We start from the raw sequence: 20,630 nt of genomic DNA on the forward strand, positions 1-20,630 counted from the left end.
TCCAATGATTGGGGCGAACGATGAAAGCAGTTAACGAATTAATCAAAGAGATCAGAGCACTCAAATCCAACCTGCATGAAAAAGATTTTCTGCTGACCTGGGAGCAAACCCCTCAGGAGCTGGAGCTGGTATTGAAACTGGCCGAATCCCTCAAGACCCTGCGCGCCGAAAATATCTGCACCAAACTGTTTAACAGCGGGCTCGGTATCTCGGTTTTCCGCGATAACTCCACCCGAACCCGCTTCTCTTACGCCTCTGCCCTGAACCTGCTCGGTCTGGCCCAGCAGGATCTGGATGAGGGCAAATCCCAGATCGCCCACGGCGAGACCGTCCGTGAAACCGCCAACATGATCTCCTTCTGCGCCGATGCCATCGGGATCCGTGACGACATGTTCCTCGGTGCTGGCAACGCCTATATGCGCGAAGTGGGCGCCGCGCTGGATGAAGGGTTCGAGAAGGGGGTGCTGCCCCAGCGTCCGGCACTGGTCAACCTGCAGTGCGACATTGATCACCCGACCCAGTCGATGGCTGATCTCGCCTGGTTGCAGGAGCACTTCGGCAGTCTGGAGAGCCTCAAGGGCAAGAAGATTGCCATGACCTGGGCTTACTCCCCCAGCTACGGCAAGCCGCTCTCCGTGCCCCAGGGCATCATCGGCTTGATGACCCGTTTCGGTATGGATGTGACCCTGGCCCATCCGGAAGGGTATGACCTGATCCCGGACGTGATCGAAGTAGCCAAGGAGAATGCCAAGGCCTCCGGTGGCAGCTTCCGTCAGGTCACCTCCATGGAAGAGGCGTTCAAGGATGCAGATATCGTCTATCCCAAGTCCTGGGCCCCCTACAAGGTGATGGAGCAGCGCACCGAGCTGCTGCGTGCCAATGACCACGCCGGCCTCAAGGAGCTGGAGAAACATTGTCTGGAGCAGAACGCCAAGCACAAGGATTGGCACTGCACCGAGGAGATGATGAAGCTCACCAAGGGGGGCGAGGCGCTCTATATGCACTGCCTGCCCGCCGATATTTCCGGCGTCTCCTGCAAGGAAGGGGAAGTAACCGAAGGGGTATTCGAGAAATACCGTATCGCCACTTACAAAGAGGCGAGCTGGAAGCCCTATATTATCGCCGCCATGATCATGGCCCGTAAATTCTCAGCCCCGGCAGAAACCCTGGAAAATCTGATTAAAGAGGCGCAAAAGCGGGTGAAATAAATAACGGCAGGGCAGGGTGAATATTCATCCTGCCCACACTGTCGAACCCATTATTTCGAGTTTTCTCCCCGTGGTATCTGAATAACGGATCTCCCGGCGAGGCAGCTCTTTGTCAGGTAACGCCTAGTGAGGTAAGCATGTCCCAATTTTCGCTGAAGATGGATATTGCCGATAACCGCTTTTTTACCGCTGAGTCATCTCCGCTGTTTTCTCGCGCCGAAGCACAAAAAGCTCGCGCTTTTCATAAAAAACTGGCCGGTTATGAGCCGACCCCATTGTGCAACCTGAAAGATCTGGCCGCCTATATCGGGGTGAAAAATATATTGGTCAAGGACGAGTCAAAGCGCTTTGGTCTCAACGCTTTCAAAATGCTGGGTGGCGTTTATGCCATCGCCAACCTGCTCTGTGAAAAGTACGGGGTGGCCATCGAGGATTTCTCCTTCGATCTCATCAAACGCACCATCAAGGAGCCGATGACCTTCGCCACCACCACAGATGGCAACCACGGTCGTGGCGTCGCCTGGGCCGCCAAGCAGGTGGGCCAGCATGCGGTGGTCTACATGCCCAAGGGCTCCGCCCAGGAGCGGGTTGACCACATTCTCAATCTCGGTGCCGAGTGCATCGTCACCGACATGAACTACGACGACACCGTGCGTCTCACCATGAAGATGGCCGAAGAGCGCGGCTGGCACATAGTGCAAGACACCGCCTGGGAGGGCTACACCAAGATCCCGACCTGGATCATGCAGGGTTACTCCACTCTGGCCGACGAAGCGGTCGAGCAGATGCAGGCCATGGGCATCAAGCAACCGACCCACGTGCTGCTGCAGGCCGGGGTCGGGGCGCTGGCGGGCGGCGTGCTCGGTTATCTGGTGGACTGCTTCGGGGCGAAAAACCTGCACAGCATCGTGGTCGAGCCGGATCAGGCCGACTGCATCTACCGCTCCGGCGTGGCGGGGGAGATGGTCAACGTGGGGGGCGACATGCGCACCATCATGGCCGGTCTCGCCTGCGGCGAACCCAACCCCCTAGGTTGGCCACTGCTCAGAAGCTGCACCACCCAGTTCATCTCCTGCCACGACAAGGTGTCGGCATTGGGAATGAGAGTGCTCGGCAACCCTCTTGGCAATGATCCGCGCATCATCTCCGGCGAATCCGGCTCGGTCGGCACCGGCGTGTTGGCGGCGGTGCGTCACCACCCGGATCGTGAGGCGCTGATGGATCGTCTCGGGCTGGATAGCAACTCGGTCGTACTCATCATCAACACCGAAGGTGACACCGATGTGACCCACTACCGGGAAGTGGTGTGGGAAGGCAAACATCCTGCCTGCGACTAACTCTCCCGTCAGAGCAGAGACACGAATTGAAGCATTGATCGCGCCTCGCCAACGGGGTGCGGTAACGGGCACAGGGCGCTGCCGACGAACAGGCCGCGCACTCTCAGTTGTTATGGAGAATCACAATGAGCAAGCAAATTCCGTTTGAAATGGTGTTGGAGAAGGCCTACCAGTACAAGGCCGAGATGACTCAGTTCCTGCGCGACATGATCGCCATCCCGAGCGAGAGCTGCGATGAAGAGCGGGTGGTGCTGCGCATCAAGCAGGAGATGGAAAAAGTCGGCTTCGACAAGGTGGAGATCGACCCCATGGGCAACGTGCTGGGCTATATCGGTCACGGCCCGCACCTGATCGCCATGGATGCCCACATCGATACCGTGGGGGTCGGCAACATGGCCAACTGGACCTTCGACCCTTATGAGGGGATGGAAGATCACGAGATCATCGGTGGCCGCGGCGCCTCCGATCAGGAAGGGGGCATGGCCTCCATGGTCTACGCCGGCAAGATCATCAAGGATCTGGGGCTGGAAGACGAGTATACCCTGCTGGTGACCGGCACCGTGCAGGAGGAGGACTGCGACGGCCTCTGCTGGCAGTACATCATCGAGCAGAGCAAGATCCGTCCCGAGTTCGTGGTCAGTACCGAACCGACCGACTGCCAGATCTACCGTGGCCAGCGTGGCCGCATGGAGATCCGCGTGGAGGTGCAGGGGGTCAGCTGCCACGGCTCCGCGCCGGAGCGCGGTGACAACGCCATCTTCAAGATGGGCCCGATCCTGGGCGAATTGCAGGAGCTGAGTCACAACCTCGGCAACGACGACTTCCTCGGCAAGGGCACCCTGACCGTCTCCGAGATCTTCTTCACTTCGCCAAGCCGCTGCGCCGTGGCGGACAGCTGCGCCGTCTCCATCGACCGTCGTCTCACCTGGGGCGAGACCTGGCAAGGTGCACTGGACGAGATCCGCGCCCTGCCTGCGGTGAAAGCCGCCGGTGCCGAGGTCTCCATGTATCAGTACGACCGTCCGGCCTACACCGGCCTGGTCTATCCGACCGAGTGCTACTTCCCGACCTGGAAGGTGGAAGAGGATCACATCACCGTTAAAACCCTCTCCAAGGCTTATCGCGAGCTGTTCAACAAGGCGCCGGTGGTGGACAAGTGGACCTTCTCGACCAACGGGGTCTCCATCATGGGTCGCCACGGTATCCCGGTGATCGGTTTTGGCCCGGGTAAAGAGCCGGAGGCCCACGCCCCGAACGAGAAGACCTGGAAGGAGCATCTGGTCAAGTGCGCCGCCATGTACGCCGTGATCCCCATGCTCTATCTGGCCGAGCTGGACAAGTAAGGGGGCTGCCGGGTGGTGACTCTCATCACCGCCCGGTGTTGCCTGTGTGGCCAGTGCCCCGTCTTTAGCAGGCGGGGCCTTGCTGTTTGACGCGATCGGATGTGCGAGGGGGTGGGGATGAAACGGCTGATCAAACACGGTGTGCTGGTCGATGCGCAGGGTGAATATCGTCAGGATCTGCTGATCGAGAACGGGGTGATCCTTGAGCGCGCCGCCGCTATCGAGCCCGATGGCGAGACCGAGCTGATCGATGCCAGTGGCTGCTACGTGATGCCGGGTGGTATCGACGTCCATACCCACTTCAACATCGATGTCGGGATTGCCCGCAGTTGCGATGATTTCTTCAGCGGAACCCGTGCCGCCGCCTGTGGTGGGACCACCACCATCGTCGATCACATGGGATTTGGCCCGGCGGGCTGCAACCTGCATCACCAGCTGGCTCGCTATCACGACTACGCTGCCGATCAGGCAGTGGTCGATTACAGCTTTCATGGCGTTGTTCAGCATGTGGATGACGCCATCCTCCACGAAATGGCCGCCATGGTGCAGGAGGAGGGGATCAGCAGCTTCAAGCTCTATCTCACCTACCAGTACAAGCTGGGGGACCACGACGTGCTGCGTGCGCTGGTTCGCCTCAAAGAGGTGGGGGCGCTCGCCACCGTCCACCCCGAGAACGATGCCGCCATCGCGGCGCGCCGGGCGGCCCTGCTGGCCGCCGGCCACTGTGAGCCCTGGTATCACCCGCAAAGCCGCCCGCTGGAGTGCGAGGCGGAGGCGATCGCCAGGATGATCAATCTGGCGGGTCTCGCGGGCAATGCGCCGCTCTATATCGTCCACCTCTCCAACGGCTTGGGGCTGGAGTATCTGAAACTGGCGCGCCGGCAGGGGCAGCCGGTCTGGGTGGAGACCTGCCCGCAATACCTGCTGCTCGATGAGCAGTGTTATTACAAGGAGAACGGGGTCGACTATCTGCTGAGCCCGCCGCTGCGCTCGCGCCGCGAGCAGGACAAGCTGTGGGTCGGTATCGCTGCGGGTGACATCGACACGGTGGCGACCGATCACTGCAACTTCTCCCACGCCCAGCGCATGACCCTCTCGGGGGGCGATTTCAGCCGCTGCCCCAACGGCTTGCCCGGGGTCGAAAACCGGATGCTGCTGCTGTTTGCCTACGGGGTATTGGGGGGGCGCATCTCGCCGTCCCGCTTCGTGGCGCTCACCTGCGCCAACCCGGCGCGCCTGTTTGGCCTCTGGCCGCGCAAGGGCAACCTGCAACTTGGATCTGACGCCGATCTGGTGTTGATGGATCCCCGCGGTGACACCCTGATTTCTCACCCACTGCTGCACGACAACGGCGACTACAGCCCCTACGAGGGGATGCGTTGTCCCGGCCAGATCAGGCTGACCCTGAGTCGCGGCGAGACAGTCGCGCGCGACGGCGAGTTTCTGGGGCGCCGTGGTCACGGCCGTTTTCTGGCCAGAGCGCCGTTTGATCCGGCGTTGGTGCCGGAGCTGCACTCGCCTTGCCCCGTGGTGGCAGGCTAACAATCCGTTCAAAACACGCAGAGCAGCAAGGTTATGTGAACAACGAAAGGTGGGCCGGTATCGCGCTGGCTTGTCCCATCACTGGAGATAACAAGATGAAACAGAGAATCGTACTGGCCCTGGGGGGCAATGCGCTGGGCAATAACCTGCCCGAGCAGATGAAGGCGGTGCAGAGCACGGCGCACACCATCGCCGACCTGATCGCCCGGGGGCATGAGGTGGTGGTGACCCACGGCAACGGGCCGCAGGTGGGGATGATCCAGCAGGCGTTCGAAGTTGCGGCCCGCCACGAGCCAAAATCCCCCCATCTGCCGATGTCGGTCTGCGTGGCCCTGAGTCAGGGGTATATCGGCTATGACCTGCAAAATGCCCTGCGCGAAGCCCTGCTGGAACTCGGCATCCACAAGCCGGTCGCCACTCTGGTGACCCAGGTTGAGGTGGATAAAAACGATCCCGCCTTCCTTGACCCGAGCAAGCCCATCGGCGGCTTCTTCAGCAAGGAGGAGGCCGAGGCATTGATGGCCAAGGGCGAGCGGCTCAAAGAGGATGCCGGCCGTGGCTATCGCCGGGTGGTCGCATCCCCCAAACCCGTCGATATCATCGAGAAAGAGACCGTCTCTGCCATGCTGGCCGCCGGTCAGGTGGTGATCACCGTCGGGGGCGGCGGTATTCCGGTGCTGCGCGAGGGCAATCACCTGCGCGGTGCCAGCGCGGTGATCGACAAGGATTGGGCCAGTGCCAAGCTGGCGGAACTGATTGACGCCGACATGCTGATCATCCTTACCGCGGTAGAGAAAGTGGCCATCAACTTCGGCAAGCCCGAGGTGCAGTGGCTCGATCAGCTGAGCGTGGGTGATGCCCAGTGTTTTATCGAGCAGGGGCAGTTTGCCAAGGGATCCATGCTGCCCAAGGTGGAGGCGGCGCTCTCGTTCGCTACATCCTTGCCCGGGCGAAAATCCCTGATCACCCTGCTGGAAAAGGCAGCCGAGGGCATTGCCGGCAAGACGGGAACCCTTATCAGCCGCTAGGCGTTCCAGCTCGGGTTGAGTGTGATTGCGGGGGCCGTCGGCCCCCTTGTTCATTTCGGGGCGGCCATGGTCAGCAGAGGATGGGAGGCGTAAGATGGCCGCCTTCAAGCGCGGGCAAGACGCCGAGAGCAGACCCGGCGCAATGAGTGACAAGAGGTGAGTAACAAGCAAATGAGCGGAAAGATCAATATGGCGGCGTTGGTGGGATTGATCCTGCTCACCACCATCTGGAGTTACAGCTGGATCGTGATGAAGCAGGTGATGCTCTACGCGGGGGCCTTCGAGTTCACCGCCCTGCGCTGCCTGTGCGGGTCTCTGGTTCTGCTGCTGGTACTGGCCCTGCGCGGGCGGCGTTATCTCAAACCCACCCCGTTTCGCTATACCCTCGCCATCGCCCTGTTCCAGACCTGCGGCATGGTGGGGTTGGCCCAGTGGGCGCTGATCAGCGGCGGGGCGGGCAAGGTGGCTATTCTGAGCTACACCATGCCGTTCTGGGTGGTGATCTTCGCGGCGCTCTTTCTCGGCGAGCGGATGCGCAAGCTACATTATCTGGCGGTCGGGGTGGCCGCCTGCGGCCTGCTGCTGGTGATCGAGCCCTGGCAATTGCATCTGGATTCCATGAAGAGTGCGCTGCTGGGGATTGCCTCCGGCATCTGCTGGGGGATCAGCGCCATCATCGCCAAGCGGATGTATGCCCGCCATCCCGCGGTGGATCTGATGTCCCTCACCACCTGGCAGATGATCTACGCCACCATGGTGATGGCCGTGGTGGCGGCGTTGGTGCCGGAGCGCCCCATCGACTGGCAGCCCTACGTGATGGGGGCGCTGGCCTATAGCGCTATTTTTGCCACCGCCATTGCCTGGAGTCTCTGGCAGTTTGTGTTGAAAAAACTGCCGGCGGGTATCGCCAGTCTCAGTACCCTGGCGGTGCCGGTGAGCGGCGTGCTGCTCTCCTGGTGGCTGCTGGGCGAAAATCCGGGGCCGGTGGAGGGGAGCGGCATTGCCCTTATCGTGCTGGCGCTTCTCGTCATCAGCCGCAAGGGCAAGCGCTCTGTGGTGTCGGTGGCGGGGGAAACCCGTATCAAGCACGGTTGAGTGGTGACTGAGCTGCCAGTGCTACGATAAACGGCACTCAAAAGAGCCCGCGACAGGGGACCAGCCCCTAGTTACAATGGCGTGGTCTGACTGTGCTGGAGCACAGGTATCTGATTTATTGTGATTATTTCAACGAACCTAACGGCAAGGATGAGACCGTATGATGACGCTGGTGTGGTTGGCTGTAGGCCTGGTGTGTCTGGTTGTGGGGGCCGAATCTCTGGTGCGGGGCGCATCTCGCCTCGCCACCATGATGGGGATATCGCCACTGGTGGTGGGATTGACCATAGTGGCCTTTGGGACCAGTGCTCCCGAGCTGGCTGTGAGCATCCAGTCTGGCCTCGAGGGTCAGGCAGGGATAGCGGTGGGGAACGTGGTTGGCAGCAATATCTTCAACGTGCTGTTTATTTTAGGTATTTCGGCACTGATCGTACCGTTGACCGTCTCCCAGCAACTGGTACGTCTCGACGTTCCCTTGATGATAGTGGTCTCTTTTCTGGTGTTGTTGCTGGGCTACGATGGCCGTATTGCGCCACTGGAAGGGGCGCTGCTGTTTGCCGGCATCATCGCCTACACCGTGTTTCTCTTTGTCCAAAGTCGACGGGAAAATAAAGCGGTGCAGGCGGAGTACGAGCAGGAGTTTGGTACCCGTGAAGCGAGTACGGCGGGCAACTGGTTGCGCAATCTGCTCTTTATTGCCGCAGGTCTGGGTCTGCTGATCCTCGGCTCCCGTCTGCTGGTTGGCAGTGCGGTTGAGATTGCCCACTACTTCGGGGTGAGCGATCTGATCATCGGCTTGACCATAGTGGCGGCCGGTACCTCCTTGCCCGAAGTGGTGACCTCCATCGTCGCAGCCCTGCGCGGGGAGCGGGATATCGCTGTGGGGAACGTGGTGGGCAGCAATATCTTCAATATCCTCTGCGTGCTGGGGCTCACCTCCATCGTCACTCCCGGTGGGCTTGAAGTGTCGGCCACCGCCCTTCAGTTCGATATTCCGGTAATGATTGCGGTGGCGCTTGCCTGCCTGCCCATCTTCTTTACCGGTTACACCATCGCCCGCTGGGAAGGGGCGCTGTTTCTGGCCTACTACATCGGCTACACCTGCTGGCTGATCCTCCACGCCACGTCCAGTCCGCTGCAAGGTCAGTTCAGTGCAGCGCTAACCGGTTTTGTGTTGCCGCTCACCGCCATCACTCTGGTTGTGCTGGCGGTGCGAGCCTGGCGATTGCAACGAACCCGGTCGTGATGCAGGTTCTCCTGATGTAAAGGAGCTGCATCAACCGACAGGCCGAAAAAAGCCCCACCATCATGGTGGGGCTTTTGCTAGGTGAGGGGGACGCGAAGAGCCGTTATCGGCGCTGGGCCAGATGCATCATGGCTTCGAGTACGGCGCCACCGATAGCGCGCGCCTTGTCCGATACCGTAGTGGCGTCGGCCCGCTCGCCTCTGGGGTCGATGTCACCGATCTTGAAGCCGACGGTGACCTCGATGCCATCGCTGAGCAGACCTCGCACCATGCCGGAGAGCGGCGCGATAATGGGAGCGTCCCCTACATGGGCAATCACATCCCCCTCCTGCACCAGATCACCGAGCTTGATAAAGCTCTTCATCACTCCGGCGACGGGCGCGCGCACCACCCGGCGGGCGGAGTGCCCCTCGATCACCCCGGGAATACCGGTATTGGGCTGGGCAGGGCCCTGATAGATGACCCGGCCCAGATGATGACCGCGGTTGGTCTCAATGACCGCATCGCAGTCGCGCCCCGCCTCAAACCCCGGGCCAAGGGCCACCGTAATGGGGGCCATCTCCTTGTGGGTGCCGAGATTCTGCTTGGCGAGGATGGCATCCACCAGATAGCGGGGCTTGAGCTCGGCGAGGGTGGCACAGTCAGGGTCAACCAGTAGCGGAATGACGCCCCGATCCAGCTGCTCGAACGCCTGTTCGACGCTCTCGACCCGCTTGGCACGCACTCCCTCGACCCTTGTTTCACCGTCGAACATCCCCTGGGCGAAGGCGACAGTGCGGCGGATCACGGTGGGCTTGTCGAGATCCAGCATTACCACCTTGAAGCCGGCATTGTGCAGGCGCAGCGCCACGCCGGTGGCGATATCGCCGGAGCCACGCATCACCACCAGCTGATCCCGCTTGAGGCGCACATCATCCTGCATCAGTCCACCCGCTTTGCCGTTTTTCACCTGCAGCAGCTCGGCGAGAATGCTGATGGCGATCTCCTCGGGGGTTTCGGCACCTATGTTGTAGCCGATGGGGGCGTGCAGCTGCTGCAGTTGATCCTGGCTCACCCCTTGCTGGCGCAGCGCCTGGGTGAAGGTCTGCACCTTGCGCTTGCTAGCGAGCAGCCCCAGATAGGCGAGGGGACGGCTGATGAGCCGATCCAGCGCCTCCTTGTCCTGATGGTTGGTGGCGATGATGACGAAGTTGGCGGGCTCGATGGCCAGTTTCTCGATCACCGCGCTGATGGTATCGGCCTGCACCAGATGGGTACCGGCGGGGAAGAGATCAGGGTTGAGGCTCCCCTCGAAGCAATCCCCTACATGGACATCAAAGCCGAGCGGCGCCGCAGCATGGGCCACAGCCCGGTTGACGTGACCGGCACCAATGAGCACCAGCCGTGGCCGCAGACCATAGACATCGATATAGACCGACATGGCACCACCGCAATCCGACCCGACCGCATGCTCACCGTTGCGTGCCATCCGGCCGTGGAAGATACGGGGCTTGCGTTCGGCAATGGCGGCCATCGCTTCCTCGATCACCAGCCGCTCGATCATGCCGCCGCCGATGGTACCGAGGATCTGGCCATCGGCCATCACCAGCATCTGGGCCTGATGGCGCGGGGTGGAGCCCCGGCTCTCGATGATCTGGGCCATGGCAAACGGCGTGTTCTCCTGTTCCAGTCGGGCTGCGTGTGCAAACAGATTCATAAGGTACCTCTTTTCATCCTTAAAACGTCAGGGGTGAGGCTAAAGCGCCTCCCCGTGCGGAGCTGTGCAGATCAGGTGACGGATGGGGGGGGATTCGCGCACGGCCCCCTGCCAGATGGCGTGGATCTCGGGGTGGCGGCTCTGCAGCTTTATCAATTCCGCCAGCCACGACGCCTCATTTTGATAATCGCCATTGATAAACCAGATCCGGCGCGCCCCGGGCGGGGTGCCCTTGAACACCCCCTCGGGGTGGGAGAGCAGCCTGTCAAACAGTGCCCAATCCAGTGGCTCACCGGCCGCAATCTCGCACAGGGCCTGAAGCTCTGCCCAGCGGTGGATCTGCTGCGGGTCGGCCTTGGCCCCCACCATGGCGCCGCCCGTCAGGGCGATCACCCAATCACTGCTTTGGGGAATGCAAGGTTCGTGCAAAGCGGGCACTTTCAATAACTTGTGATGGGCGCCATCTGCTTCGACCAGGATCAGATCGAAGCGCTGCTGTCCTTTGAGCAGGTCGATTTGGCGCAGATCCGGCCCTGCAACCTTGCCGGTGCGCTCGTCGAGATGGCTGAACAGGGCAACCAGGGTCGGGCCATCCGGCAGCGCCTGACAGCGAGTAAGTTGACGAACGGGATCCGTCTCGATAATCAATTCCCGATAGTGTGATGGGGCTGGCAGAAACATCCGGGTGGTGGTGGTAATTAGCACCCTTTTGCCCTGTTGATAAAAATATTCCGCCAACCAGAACAGGGTGCTGGTTTTTCCACCGGCCCCGCAGAGGCTAATTAAGGTAGTATGGCTATCAATATTTTTGGTGAGCGGGTTTAATAGCGGATCTATATCTGGAAATGCGACAGCAACAACGTGTGGGTGCGACATAATGACGACCAAAATAAATATCGAAGGGAGTGGAAAACAACGTTGCCAGGAACAAGTGCAGTGTGACTGTATAATAACGGCGGCGGGTTTATCTTCCCGAATGGGGGCCTGGAAAATGATGCTACCTTATTGCCAGGGGACAATGCTTGATGCAAGTCTCAAAAATGCCCTGGCCTTTTGTCAGCGGGTTATTCTGGTGGTGGGCCATCGTGGCGAGGAGCTTGAAGCGCGCTACGGATCACGGCCGGATATTGTTGTCGTCCACAACCTCTACTATCTACAGGGGCTGGGCAGCTCCATCCGCAGCGCGCTGGCGGCCAGTGACGCTGACTACCTCTTTATCAGCCACGGGGATCTCCCCTGTATCCCGCGCGAGGTCTATCAACAGCTCTGGCTGGCACGGGGCAGGGAGGCGCTCTTTCCCACCTGGCAGGGAGAGGCGGGCCATCCGGTGTTGCTGCCCAAATCCCTTGCCCGCGAGCTGGCTGCGGCCCCGGTGCAGCCGTCGGTACGGCGCTGGTTGCAAGGGCATCCCCACCGCCTGGTGCCCGTCGACAGCCCCGCCATCCTGTTTGATGTGGATACCCCGGAGCGCTATCAGGCGCTGCTGGGTGGCATTCTTGAAAATGAGAGTTAGCCCACGAAATAACCCAGTTTAAAAAGATAACGGGGAGATAAATGGCGTATCAAAGTGATATTTCTCGCACTTGATCTGATAGGGCGAGTTCTTTTTGAACTGCTCATTAAGTAAATTCCAGAGTGATTGATAACTACTCGCAATACCCATAATGGTGGTATCGTAAATTCTCTCCATTAATTGGAGCTGTCTCACGCTTTTACCGTAAAAAATAGTTTTGTAACTGTAGTGGCCTGATTGTTGCTCTTCTCCTTGCCAAGGGGGAACACCCGTGCGGGATACCCCATTTATTCATGCTGCCAATGGGCAGAACAGCTGCAAGGAGATAGCCATGGGCGATATTATGCGACCCGTTCCGTTCAAGAACCTGCTGACCCGTATTTTTGCGGAATATAAAGAGAGTCAGAGCATTTTCGGTATTCCCGCCGCGCAATTCTATCGCAAGCAGGACGAGCGCAAGATCAAGGTGTTCGGTGAAACCTGCGAGACCCCCATTGGCCCGGCAGCCGGCCCCCATACCCAGTTGGCCCAGAACATCGTCACCTCCTGGCTGACTGGCGGGCGCTTTATCGAGCTCAAGACGGTGCAGATCCTGGACCGTCTCGAACTGGAAAAGCCCTGCATCGATGCCGAAGACGAGTGCTTCAACACCGAGTGGTCTACCGAGTTCACCCTGCCCAAGGCGTTTGATGAGTATCTGAAAGCCTGGTTTGCCCTCTACCTGCTGGAGGAGGTGTTCGACCCGCGCCTCGACGGAGAGGCCAAGTCCTTTATCTTCAACATGAGCGTGGGTTACAACCTCGATGGCATCAAACAGCCACCGATGCAGCAGTTCATCCACAGCCTGATGGATGCCAGCAGCAATCCGAAATTTGCCGAGTACCAGCAGGTGGTACGTGAGCTGTTGGCCGACGAGCAGTTTATCGCCGAGCTGGGACTGGGGGCGCGCCGCGATCGCCTGCAACAGCTGGTAGATCGTATCCCGGCCAATCTGGTGCACGGCGTTACCCTCTCTACCATGCATGGCTGCCCGCCCAACGAGATTGAGGCCATCTGCCGCTACATGCTGGAAGAGAAGGGGCTCAACACCTTCGTCAAGCTGAACCCGACTCTGCTGGGCTACCCGCGGGTGCGCGAGATCCTCGATACCTGCGGCTTTGATTACATTGGTCTGAGCGAAGAGTCGTTCGATCACGACCTCAAGCTGGATCAGGCCAAGGCGATGCTGACCCGCTTGATGGCGCTGGGGGCCGAGAAGGGGCTCACCTTCGGGGTCAAGCTGACCAATACCCTTGGCACCATCAACCGCAAGGGGGCGCTGCCCGGCGATGAGATGTATATGTCCGGCCGGGCGCTGTTCCCGCTCTCCATCAACGTGGCCGCCGTGCTGTCCCGCGCCTTCGAGGGCAAGCTGCCCATCTCCTACTCGGGCGGTGCCAGCAAGTTCAACATCGCCGAGATCTTCGAGACCGGTATCCGTCCCATCACCATGGCCACCGACCTGCTGAAACCGGGCGGCTACCTGCGTCAGATCGAGTGCCTCAAAGAGATCGACGCCTCTGACAGCTGGGGCATGAGTCAGGTGGATGTGGCCAAGCTGGAAGCGCTTGCCGCCAAGGCGCTCACCATGGATTACACCCAGAAGGAGTGGAAGTCCGAGGATCGGATCGAAGTGGGTGGTGGCCTGCCGCTGACCGACTGCTACGTGGCGCCCTGCGTCACCGCCTGCGCCGTGCATCAGGATATCCCCGAGTACATTCGTCTGATGGGCGAGGGAGAGTATGTGGCAGCCCTTGAGCTGATTTATCAGCGCAACGCCTTGCCCGCCATCACCAGCCACATCTGCGATCACCAGTGTCAGTACAACTGCACCCGTCTCGACTACGACAGCGCGCTCAATATCCGCGAGCTGAAAAAAGTGGCGCTGGAGCGCGGCTGGGAAGGGTACAAGGCCCGCTGGCACAAACCGGCCGGCAGTGGTGACAAGCACCCGGTGGCGGTGATTGGCGCAGGCCCGGCCGGTCTCTCCGCCGGTTACTTCCTGGCCCGTGCCGGCCATCCGGTCACCGTGTTCGAGCGCGAAGCGGATGCCGGTGGCGTGGTCAAGCACATCATCCCCGAGTTCCGCATTCCGGCCGAGCTTATCCAGCACGATATCGACTTTGTCGCCGCCCACGGGGTCAAGTTCGAGTTTGGCTGTGATCCGGCGCTCACCGTCGACAAGCTGCACGCCCAGGGCTTTACCTATGTATTCGTCGGCATCGGCGCCGACAAGAATGGCGGCATGCGCCTCGAGGGGGGTCACGAGCGGATTTACAAATCCTTCCACTTCCTGCGCAGCTTCAATCAGGGCAAACCGCTGCCACTCGGCCGCCATGTGGCGGTGATCGGCGCCGGTAACACCGCCATGGACTGCGCCCGCGCCGCCCTCAAGGTGCCGGGTGTCAGCGATGTGACTGTTATCTACCGTCGCAGCGAAAAAGAGATGCCCGCCTATCGCGAGGAGTATCTGGAAGCGGTGGAGGATGGGGTACGTTTCTGCTTCCTCACCAATCCGGAGCGTTTTGACAAAGATGGCAAGCTTGTCGTGCGGATGATGGCACTGGGGGAACCTGACGAGCAGGGCCGCCGCCGTCCGGTGCCCACCGAGCAGACCGAAGTGATGCAGATGGATGCCCTGATCACCGCCATCGGCGAGCAGCCTGACTGCGAGGTGCTCAAAGCCATGGGCATTCCTCTTGGCAGCGATGGCTGGCCCGAGGTGGACAGCCAGACCGGCGAAACCAGCCGTCGCAACGTCTTCCTCATCGGTGACGTGCAGAGTGGCCCATCCTCCATCGTCGGAGCCATCGGTGGTGCCCGCCGCGCCGCGGATCTGGTGCTCTCTCGCGAGCATATCGCTGGCAGTCAGGCCGAGGTCTCAATCCAGCCGTCGGGCAAGGACGAGATCTACCGTCGCAAGGGGAGCATCGCCGTCACTATGGTAGACAAGAGCGAGCGCGATGCCTTCGTGGCGCAAGAGGCGCACCGTTGCCTCGAGTGCAACTACCTCTGCAGCAAGTGCGTGGATGTCTGCCCCAACCGGGCCAACGTCGCCATCGCGGTGCAGGGCTTCAAAGACCAGTTCCAGACCCTGCACCTGGATGCCTACTGCAACGAATGTGGCAACTGCGCCCAGTTCTGCCCGTGGCAGGGCAAGCCCTATCAGGACAAGGTCACCATCTTCAGCCTGCCCGAGGATTTCGACAACAGCCGCAACCCCGGTTTCTATCTGGCGGATAGTGGCGAACTGCGGGTGCGTCAGGATGGCGAGACCTATCGCCTGACCATAGACGCCCAGAGCCGGATCAAGGATGCGCCTGCGGCCCTTGGCGATATGTGCCGGATCATCAGCCATGTCCATGCTCATCACCACTACCTGCTGGGGGCCGTCGAGGCCTGAGCGAACCACGAATAAGCGAAGGAGCACACCATGTTTATTCTGAAGAACGTCATCGCTGTCCAGCTGGAGCCGACCCGGGTGCTGGAAGGGGTGGATATCGCCATCGAAGGATCGCTTATCAAAGCGGTGGGGCCCAATCTGCGGGCCCTCTACCCGCAGGCCAACTATCGGGAGATGGGCGGCAAGCTGGTGATGCCGGGCATCGTCTGTGCCCACAACCACTTCTACTCCGGCCTGTCGCGGGGGATCATGGCCAATATCGCCCCTTGCCCGGATTTTATCTCCACCCTGAAAAACCTCTGGTGGCGCCTCGATCGGGCGCTTGATGAAGAGTCCCTCTACTACAGCGGTCTCATCTGCTCGCTGGAAGCGATCAAGAGCGGCTGCAGCGCGGTGATCGACCACCACGCTTCGCCCAACTTCATCAAGGGCTCCCTGAATGTGCTGCGCAAAGGGTTTATGGAGGCGGGGCTGCGCGGCATGACCTGCTTCGAGACCACGGATCGCAACGGCGGCCTCGCCGAATTGCAGGCCGGGGTGGAGGAGAACATCCTGTTCGCGCAGGCCATTGATGCCGCCAAGGCCAAGGGCAGCGAACCCTATCTGGTGGAGGCTCATATCGGTGCCCATGCCCCCTTCACCGTGCCCGACGAGGGGCTGGCCATGTTGCGCGAAGCGGTGCAGGTCACCGGTCGCGGTCTGCATATCCATGTGGCGGAAGACCGCTACGACATGGCCCACGGTCACCACCACTATGGCAAGGAGCCCATCGCCCGGCTGGACGAGTTTGGCCTTATCGACAGCAAGACTCTGATCGCCCACGGCATCTACCTGAGCCCGGCTGACATCGAGCTGCTCAACAGCCGCGATGCCTTCCTGGTGCACAACGCCCGCTCCAACATGAACAACCACGTGGGCTACAACATGCACCTGCCGGAGTATCGCAATCTGGCGCTCGGCACCGACGGCATCGGCTCCGACATGCTCGAAGAGCTCAAGTTTGCCTACTTCAAGCACAAGGATGCCGGTGGTGCCCTGTGGCCCGACAGCTTTGCCCGGTTCCTGTGGAACGGCAACACCCTGCTGGAGCGCAACTTCGGCGCCAAATTTGGCCGCCTGGAGCCCGGCTACAAGGCCGACCTCACCATTTGCGACTACGACGCACCGACCCCGCTGGCGCCGCGCAACCTCGGTGGCCATCTCGCCTTTGGTATGGGATCGAACAGCGTCAACAGCGTGATGGTGGAGGGGCGCATGGTCTATCAGGATCGCGAGTTCCCGTTCGATGTCGAGCCCATTTATGAGCAGGCCAGCAAGGTGGCGAGCCGCCTGTGGCAACGGATGGATCAGCTGGCTTAAGGCCACCTTCCACAGTTTTGGACCGGATTGCCCGCCCTGTGGATTTTCCCGGCGGCGGGCAGCAAGAGTAAGGACGACACATGATTGAGCAATTCTTCCGACCCGAGCAACTGGGTCAGGCTTTGGAACTCAAGGCCAGTTTCGGCAACGACGCCGTCTACATGGGGGGCGGCAGCAAGCTTAACGCCGCCCCGACCCGCACCGACAAGAAGGTCGCTATCTCGCTGGATAGGCTGGGACTGAACCAGATTGAGCAGCAGCACGGCCAGCTCCATATCGGCGCCACCGTCACCCTGCAGACCCTGAAAGATGATCCCCGTACCCCGGTCGCCCTGTGCGACGCGCTGGGGTTTGTCTACTCCCGCCATTTGCGCAATCAGGCCACCATTGGCGGCGAAATTGCCTGCCAGCAGCAGGACTCCCCGCTGCTGCCGGTACTGCTGGTACTCGAAGCCGTGGTGGTGCTGGAGAACAACCTGCTGCAACCCATCGACGCCTATCTGGCGGGCCAGCGCAATGCCCTGGTGCTCGGGGTTGTGCTGCCGGAGCCCGAACTGCGCTGCGCCACCCGCCGCATCAGCCGCAACGCCGACGGTCTGGCGGTAATGACCGCCGCGGTAGCCCTCGACAGCATTGGCGAAATGCGGGTCGCCGTCGCTGGCGTTACCCCGCAGCCGATGCGCCTGCGGGATCTGGAGCGCCGCGATCTGCACGATGCCGCGCTGGAGGCGGCAGTGAGCGAACTGGTTGCACCCCGTGAGGATCTCGGCGGCAGCGTGACCTACAAGCGCTATATCAGCGGCGTGGTGGTGGCAGATCTGCTGGTAGAGTGCCAGCAGCAGGAGGTACAGGCATGATGGAACTCAACTTCACACTGAACGGCGCCTTGCGCACCGTCATCACTCCGGCTGGCGAGAATGCCCAGCGGGTGCTGTTCAACCAGTGCCGGATGCACTCGGTGCGCAACAGCGACGACGGCTTTGGCTTTGCCGGCTCCGATGCCATCCTCTTCAACGGCAAGGTGATCAACGCCTCTCTGCTGATCGCCGCCCAGCTGGATGGATCAGAGGTGCGCACCGCCGAGTCGCTCGGCAGCTGGAACCAGCTCAGCCTGGTACAGCAGGCGATGGTAGATGTGGGCGTGGTGCAGTCCGGCTACAACGATCCGGCTGCGGCACTCATCGTCACCGACCTGCTTGATCGCCACCCCGAGCCTACCCGTGATCAAATCGACGATGCCCTCTCGGGCCTCTTTCACCGGGACGGCGGTTATCAGCAGTTTTATCAGGCCATCGAGCTTGCCTGTTCACGGATGAAGGATCCCGATTATCTGTGCCAGATTGCCCCGGAGTTTCGCGACGATCTGCGCCATATCGGCAAGAGCTGCCCGAAAGTGGACGCCGCCAAGATGGTGCAGGCCAAGCCCTGCTACGTGGAGGACAGGGTCAGCGAGGATGCGCTGGTCATCAAGATGCTGCGCAGTCCCCATCCTCATGCGGTGATCACCAAACTCGACGTGAGCCGCGCCGAAGCCATGCCGGGCATTGTGCATGTCATCACCCACCTCAACTGCCCGGATATCTACTACACCCCGGGTGGCCAGAGTGCCCCCGAGCCGTCACCCCTCGATCGCCGCATGTTTGGCCGCAAGCTGCGTCACGTCGGTGACAGGGTGGCCGCCGTGGTGGCCGAGAGCGAAGCCATCGCATTGGCCGCGCTCAAACTCATCGAGGTCGAGTACCAGGTGCTGCCAGCAGTCATGAATATCGATGAGGCGATGGCCCCCAACGCACCGCTGGTGCACGACGAACCCATCGTCTACATGGCTGGTGCCCCTGCGGATCTCGAGCAGCAGAACGCCTGCTCGGTGCGCCGCGGCAACGAGCACATGATCATCAACTTCCCCATCGGTTCCCGCCCGCACGAGAACCTGGCCGCCAGCGTTCATGGCCAGATCGGTGACGTGGCAAAAGGGTTTGCCGAGGCGGACGAGATTGTCGAGCGCACCTACGAATCGACCCAGGCCCAGCAGTGCCCGACCGAGCCGCACATCTGCTTCACCTACATGGATGGGGATCGTCTGGTCATCCATGCATCCACCCAGGTGCCGTGGCATGTGCGCCGTCAGGTGGCGCGCATCGTCGGCATGAAGCAGCATCAGGTGCATGTGATCAAGGAGCGGGTAGGGGGCGGCTTTGGCTCCAAGCAGGACATCCTGCTGGAAGAGGTGTGCGCCTGGGCGACCAAGGTTACCGGCCGTCCCGTCACCTTCCGCTACACCCGTGAAGAGGAGTTCATCAGCAACACCTCCCGCCATGTAGCCAAGGTGAAAGTGAAAGTGGGGGCCAAGAAAGATGGCACCATCACCGCCATCGACATGGATTTTCGTGCCAACACCGGCCCTTACGGCAACCACTCTCTGACGGTGCCGAGCAACGGCCCGGCGCTCTCCCTGCCGCTCTATCCGTGCGACAACGTGCGCTTTACCGTCAACACCTACTACAGCAACATCTGCCCGACCGGCGCCTATCAGGGTTACGGCGCACCCAAGGGCAACTTCGCGCTGACCATGGCCATTGCGGAACTTGCCGAGAAACTCGGCATCGATCAGCTCGACATGGTGGAGCACAACCGGGTGCATGAAGGAGACATCCTCAAGGTGCTGGGTGCCATCGGCGAGGGCAAGATGCCTACCTCGGTGCCCCACGCGGCCAGCTGCGCCCTTGAGCCCATCCTCAAGCAGGGCCGCGAACTGATCGCCTGGGATAGCCCCAAACCCGCCGACGGGGATTGGCGCATCGGTCGTGGCGTCGCCATCATCATGCAAAAATCGGGGATCCCGGATATCGATCAGGCCAACTGCATGGTCAAGCTGGAATCGGACGGCACCTTTATCGTCCACTCCGGTGGCGCCGATATCGGCACCGGCCTCGATACAGTGGTCGCCAAGCTGACCGCCGAGGTGCTCGGTTGCCCGCTCAGCGATGTGCATGTGATCTCCGGCGACACCGACCACGCCCTGTTCGACAAGGGGGCCTACGCCTCGTCAGGTACCTGCTTCTCCGGCAACGCGGCCAAGATGGCGGCCGAGAACCTCAAGGCGAAGATCCTGTTCCACGGCGCCGCCATGCTGGGCGAGCCGGTGGAGGATGTGGAGCTAGTTCACCCGGGCATAGTACGCGGCAAGCAGGGGGAGGTGAGCCTCGCCAAGCTGGCCCACAAGGCGGAGACCGGTACCGGCTTCGGCATTCTGGTGGGCACTGCCAGCTACATCACTTCGGAGCTTGCCTTCCCATACGGGGCCAACTTCGCCGAGGTGGCGGTCAACGTCAGAACCGGCGAGATCCGGCTCGACAAGTTCTACGCCCTGCTCGACTGCGGTACCCCCATCAACCCGGAGCTGGCCCTCGGCCAGATCTACGGGGCGACCATGCGGGCCATCGGCCACACCATGACCGAAGAGATCTGCTACGACAGCAAGGGCATCCCGCTCACCCGGGATCTCAAGAGTTATGGCGCGCCCAAGATTGGCGACATTCCGCGCGACTTCCGGGCCTTCCTGGTACCGAGTGATGACAAGGTTGGCCCTTACGGCGCCAAGTCCATCTCGGAGATCGGGGTGAACGGCGCGGCGCCTGCCATCGCCACCGCCATCCATGACGCCTGCGGTGTCTGGCTGCGCAAGTGGCACTTCACGCCGGAGCAGATCCTGCGCGAACTGGGCAAGCTGGAGCAAAAAGTGTCGGCATAACAAAAGAAAAGGTGAGGGGCGGGCGCCAGCTCGCCCCCAACGCCTGACGGCGGAATGAGTACTCCGCCTA

Annotated in this window: 14 protein-coding genes; 12 read left to right on the forward strand and 2 right to left on the reverse strand. The window is 61.1% G+C overall.

Annotated elements, in window-relative coordinates; all coding sequences use genetic code 11:
• Positions 1-20: 20 nt before the first annotated feature.
• The 7 genes from ygeW to G5182_RS01495 all read left to right on the forward strand — a co-directional run bounded on the left by ygeW (position 21) and on the right by G5182_RS01495 (position 8,799).
• A complete protein-coding gene (gene ygeW / locus G5182_RS01465) occupies positions 21-1,208 on the forward strand; it encodes a knotted carbamoyltransferase YgeW (protein ID WP_005336811.1) in 1,188 nt (395 codons plus the stop codon).
• A gap of 137 nt (positions 1,209-1,345) precedes the next feature.
• Positions 1,346-2,545 (forward strand): diaminopropionate ammonia-lyase, encoded by a 1,200-nt coding sequence (gene dpaL / locus G5182_RS01470; RefSeq protein ID WP_421254117.1) that lies wholly within the window; start codon positions 1,346-1,348, stop codon positions 2,543-2,545.
• Positions 2,546-2,670: 125 nt separating this feature from the next.
• Positions 2,671-3,888, forward strand: a complete 1,218-nt coding sequence (locus G5182_RS01475) for a YgeY family selenium metabolism-linked hydrolase (protein WP_421254118.1) — start codon at positions 2,671-2,673, stop codon at positions 3,886-3,888.
• A gap of 117 nt (positions 3,889-4,005) precedes the next feature.
• Positions 4,006-5,430, forward strand: a complete 1,425-nt coding sequence (gene hydA, locus G5182_RS01480; RefSeq protein WP_421254119.1) for a dihydropyrimidinase — start codon at positions 4,006-4,008, stop codon at positions 5,428-5,430.
• 95 nt (positions 5,431-5,525) lie between these two features.
• Positions 5,526-6,458 carry a carbamate kinase gene (arcC, locus tag G5182_RS01485; protein ID WP_421254120.1) on the forward strand — a complete coding sequence of 311 codons (933 nt, stop codon included), beginning with the start codon at positions 5,526-5,528 and terminating at the stop codon, positions 6,456-6,458.
• 171 nt (positions 6,459-6,629) lie between these two features.
• A complete protein-coding gene (locus G5182_RS01490) occupies positions 6,630-7,553 on the forward strand; it encodes a DMT family transporter (RefSeq protein WP_421254121.1) in 924 nt (307 codons plus the stop codon).
• A gap of 160 nt (positions 7,554-7,713) precedes the next feature.
• A complete protein-coding gene (locus G5182_RS01495; RefSeq protein ID WP_151285962.1) occupies positions 7,714-8,799 on the forward strand; it encodes a calcium/sodium antiporter in 1,086 nt (361 codons plus the stop codon).
• Between the two features lie 103 nt (positions 8,800-8,902).
• Here the strand turns inward: G5182_RS01495 and yqeB are convergent, their stop codons facing one another.
• Together yqeB and yqeC are read right to left on the reverse strand one after the other, a co-directional pair.
• Positions 8,903-10,495 (reverse strand): selenium-dependent molybdenum cofactor biosynthesis protein YqeB, encoded by a 1,593-nt coding sequence (gene yqeB, locus G5182_RS01500; protein ID WP_421254122.1) that lies wholly within the window; start codon positions 10,493-10,495, stop codon positions 8,903-8,905.
• A 39-nt stretch (positions 10,496-10,534) separates the two neighbouring features.
• A complete protein-coding gene (gene yqeC, locus G5182_RS01505; RefSeq protein WP_421254123.1) occupies positions 10,535-11,371 on the reverse strand; it encodes a selenium cofactor biosynthesis protein YqeC in 837 nt (278 codons plus the stop codon).
• 1 nt (position 11,372) lies between these two features.
• Here yqeC and mocA point away from each other — a divergent pair, with 1 nt between their 5' ends.
• The 5 genes from mocA (at position 11,373) to G5182_RS01530 (ending at position 20,560) form a co-directional block, all read left to right on the forward strand.
• On the forward strand, positions 11,373-12,008 hold the full coding sequence (gene mocA / locus G5182_RS01510; protein WP_421254124.1) for a molybdenum cofactor cytidylyltransferase: 636 nt from the start codon (positions 11,373-11,375) through the stop codon (positions 12,006-12,008).
• Positions 12,009-12,339: 331 nt separating this feature from the next.
• Complete coding sequence (gene ygfK, locus G5182_RS01515) at positions 12,340-15,450, forward strand: putative selenate reductase subunit YgfK (protein ID WP_227340613.1); 3,111 nt, start codon at positions 12,340-12,342, stop codon at positions 15,448-15,450.
• Positions 15,451-15,480: 30 nt separating this feature from the next.
• Positions 15,481-16,809: a putative aminohydrolase SsnA gene (gene ssnA / locus G5182_RS01520; RefSeq protein WP_421254125.1), complete on the forward strand. Its 1,329-nt coding sequence runs from the start codon at positions 15,481-15,483 to the stop codon at positions 16,807-16,809.
• A gap of 80 nt (positions 16,810-16,889) precedes the next feature.
• On the forward strand, positions 16,890-17,666 hold the full coding sequence (gene ygfM / locus G5182_RS01525; protein WP_227340611.1) for a molybdopterin-dependent oxidoreductase FAD-binding subunit: 777 nt from the start codon (positions 16,890-16,892) through the stop codon (positions 17,664-17,666).
• Complete coding sequence (locus tag G5182_RS01530) at positions 17,663-20,560, forward strand: molybdopterin-dependent oxidoreductase Mo/Fe-S-binding subunit (protein WP_227340610.1); 2,898 nt, start codon at positions 17,663-17,665, stop codon at positions 20,558-20,560. The genes ygfM and G5182_RS01530 overlap by 4 nt, the downstream gene beginning before the upstream one ends.
• Positions 20,561-20,630 lie beyond the last annotated feature (70 nt).

Origin of the sequence: Aeromonas sp. 600948, assembly GCF_049174875.1 — a bacterium.
Lineage (GTDB): Bacteria > Pseudomonadota > Gammaproteobacteria > Enterobacterales > Aeromonadaceae > Aeromonas > Aeromonas veronii_A.

Bases quoted from the DNA above. Each gene is read 5' to 3' on its own strand.
- ygeW (WP_005336811.1), top strand. From the start codon at position 21: ATGAAAGCAGTTAACGAATTAATCAAAGAGATCAGAGCACTCAAATCC.
- dpaL (WP_421254117.1), top strand. From the start codon at position 1,346: ATGTCCCAATTTTCGCTGAAGATGGATATTGCCGATAACCGCTTTTTT.
- G5182_RS01475 (WP_421254118.1), top strand. From the start codon at position 2,671: ATGAGCAAGCAAATTCCGTTTGAAATGGTGTTGGAGAAGGCCTACCAG.
- hydA (WP_421254119.1), top strand. From the start codon at position 4,006: ATGAAACGGCTGATCAAACACGGTGTGCTGGTCGATGCGCAGGGTGAA.
- arcC (WP_421254120.1), top strand. From the start codon at position 5,526: ATGAAACAGAGAATCGTACTGGCCCTGGGGGGCAATGCGCTGGGCAAT.
- G5182_RS01490 (WP_421254121.1), top strand. From the start codon at position 6,630: ATGAGCGGAAAGATCAATATGGCGGCGTTGGTGGGATTGATCCTGCTC.
- G5182_RS01495 (WP_151285962.1), top strand. From the start codon at position 7,714: ATGATGACGCTGGTGTGGTTGGCTGTAGGCCTGGTGTGTCTGGTTGTG.
- yqeB (WP_421254122.1), bottom strand. From the start codon at position 10,495: ATGAATCTGTTTGCACACGCAGCCCGACTGGAACAGGAGAACACGCCG.
- yqeC (WP_421254123.1), bottom strand. From the start codon at position 11,371: ATGTCGCACCCACACGTTGTTGCTGTCGCATTTCCAGATATAGATCCG.
- mocA (WP_421254124.1), top strand. From the start codon at position 11,373: ATGACGACCAAAATAAATATCGAAGGGAGTGGAAAACAACGTTGCCAG.
- ygfK (WP_227340613.1), top strand. From the start codon at position 12,340: ATGGGCGATATTATGCGACCCGTTCCGTTCAAGAACCTGCTGACCCGT.
- ssnA (WP_421254125.1), top strand. From the start codon at position 15,481: ATGTTTATTCTGAAGAACGTCATCGCTGTCCAGCTGGAGCCGACCCGG.
- ygfM (WP_227340611.1), top strand. From the start codon at position 16,890: ATGATTGAGCAATTCTTCCGACCCGAGCAACTGGGTCAGGCTTTGGAA.
- G5182_RS01530 (WP_227340610.1), top strand. From the start codon at position 17,663: ATGATGGAACTCAACTTCACACTGAACGGCGCCTTGCGCACCGTCATC.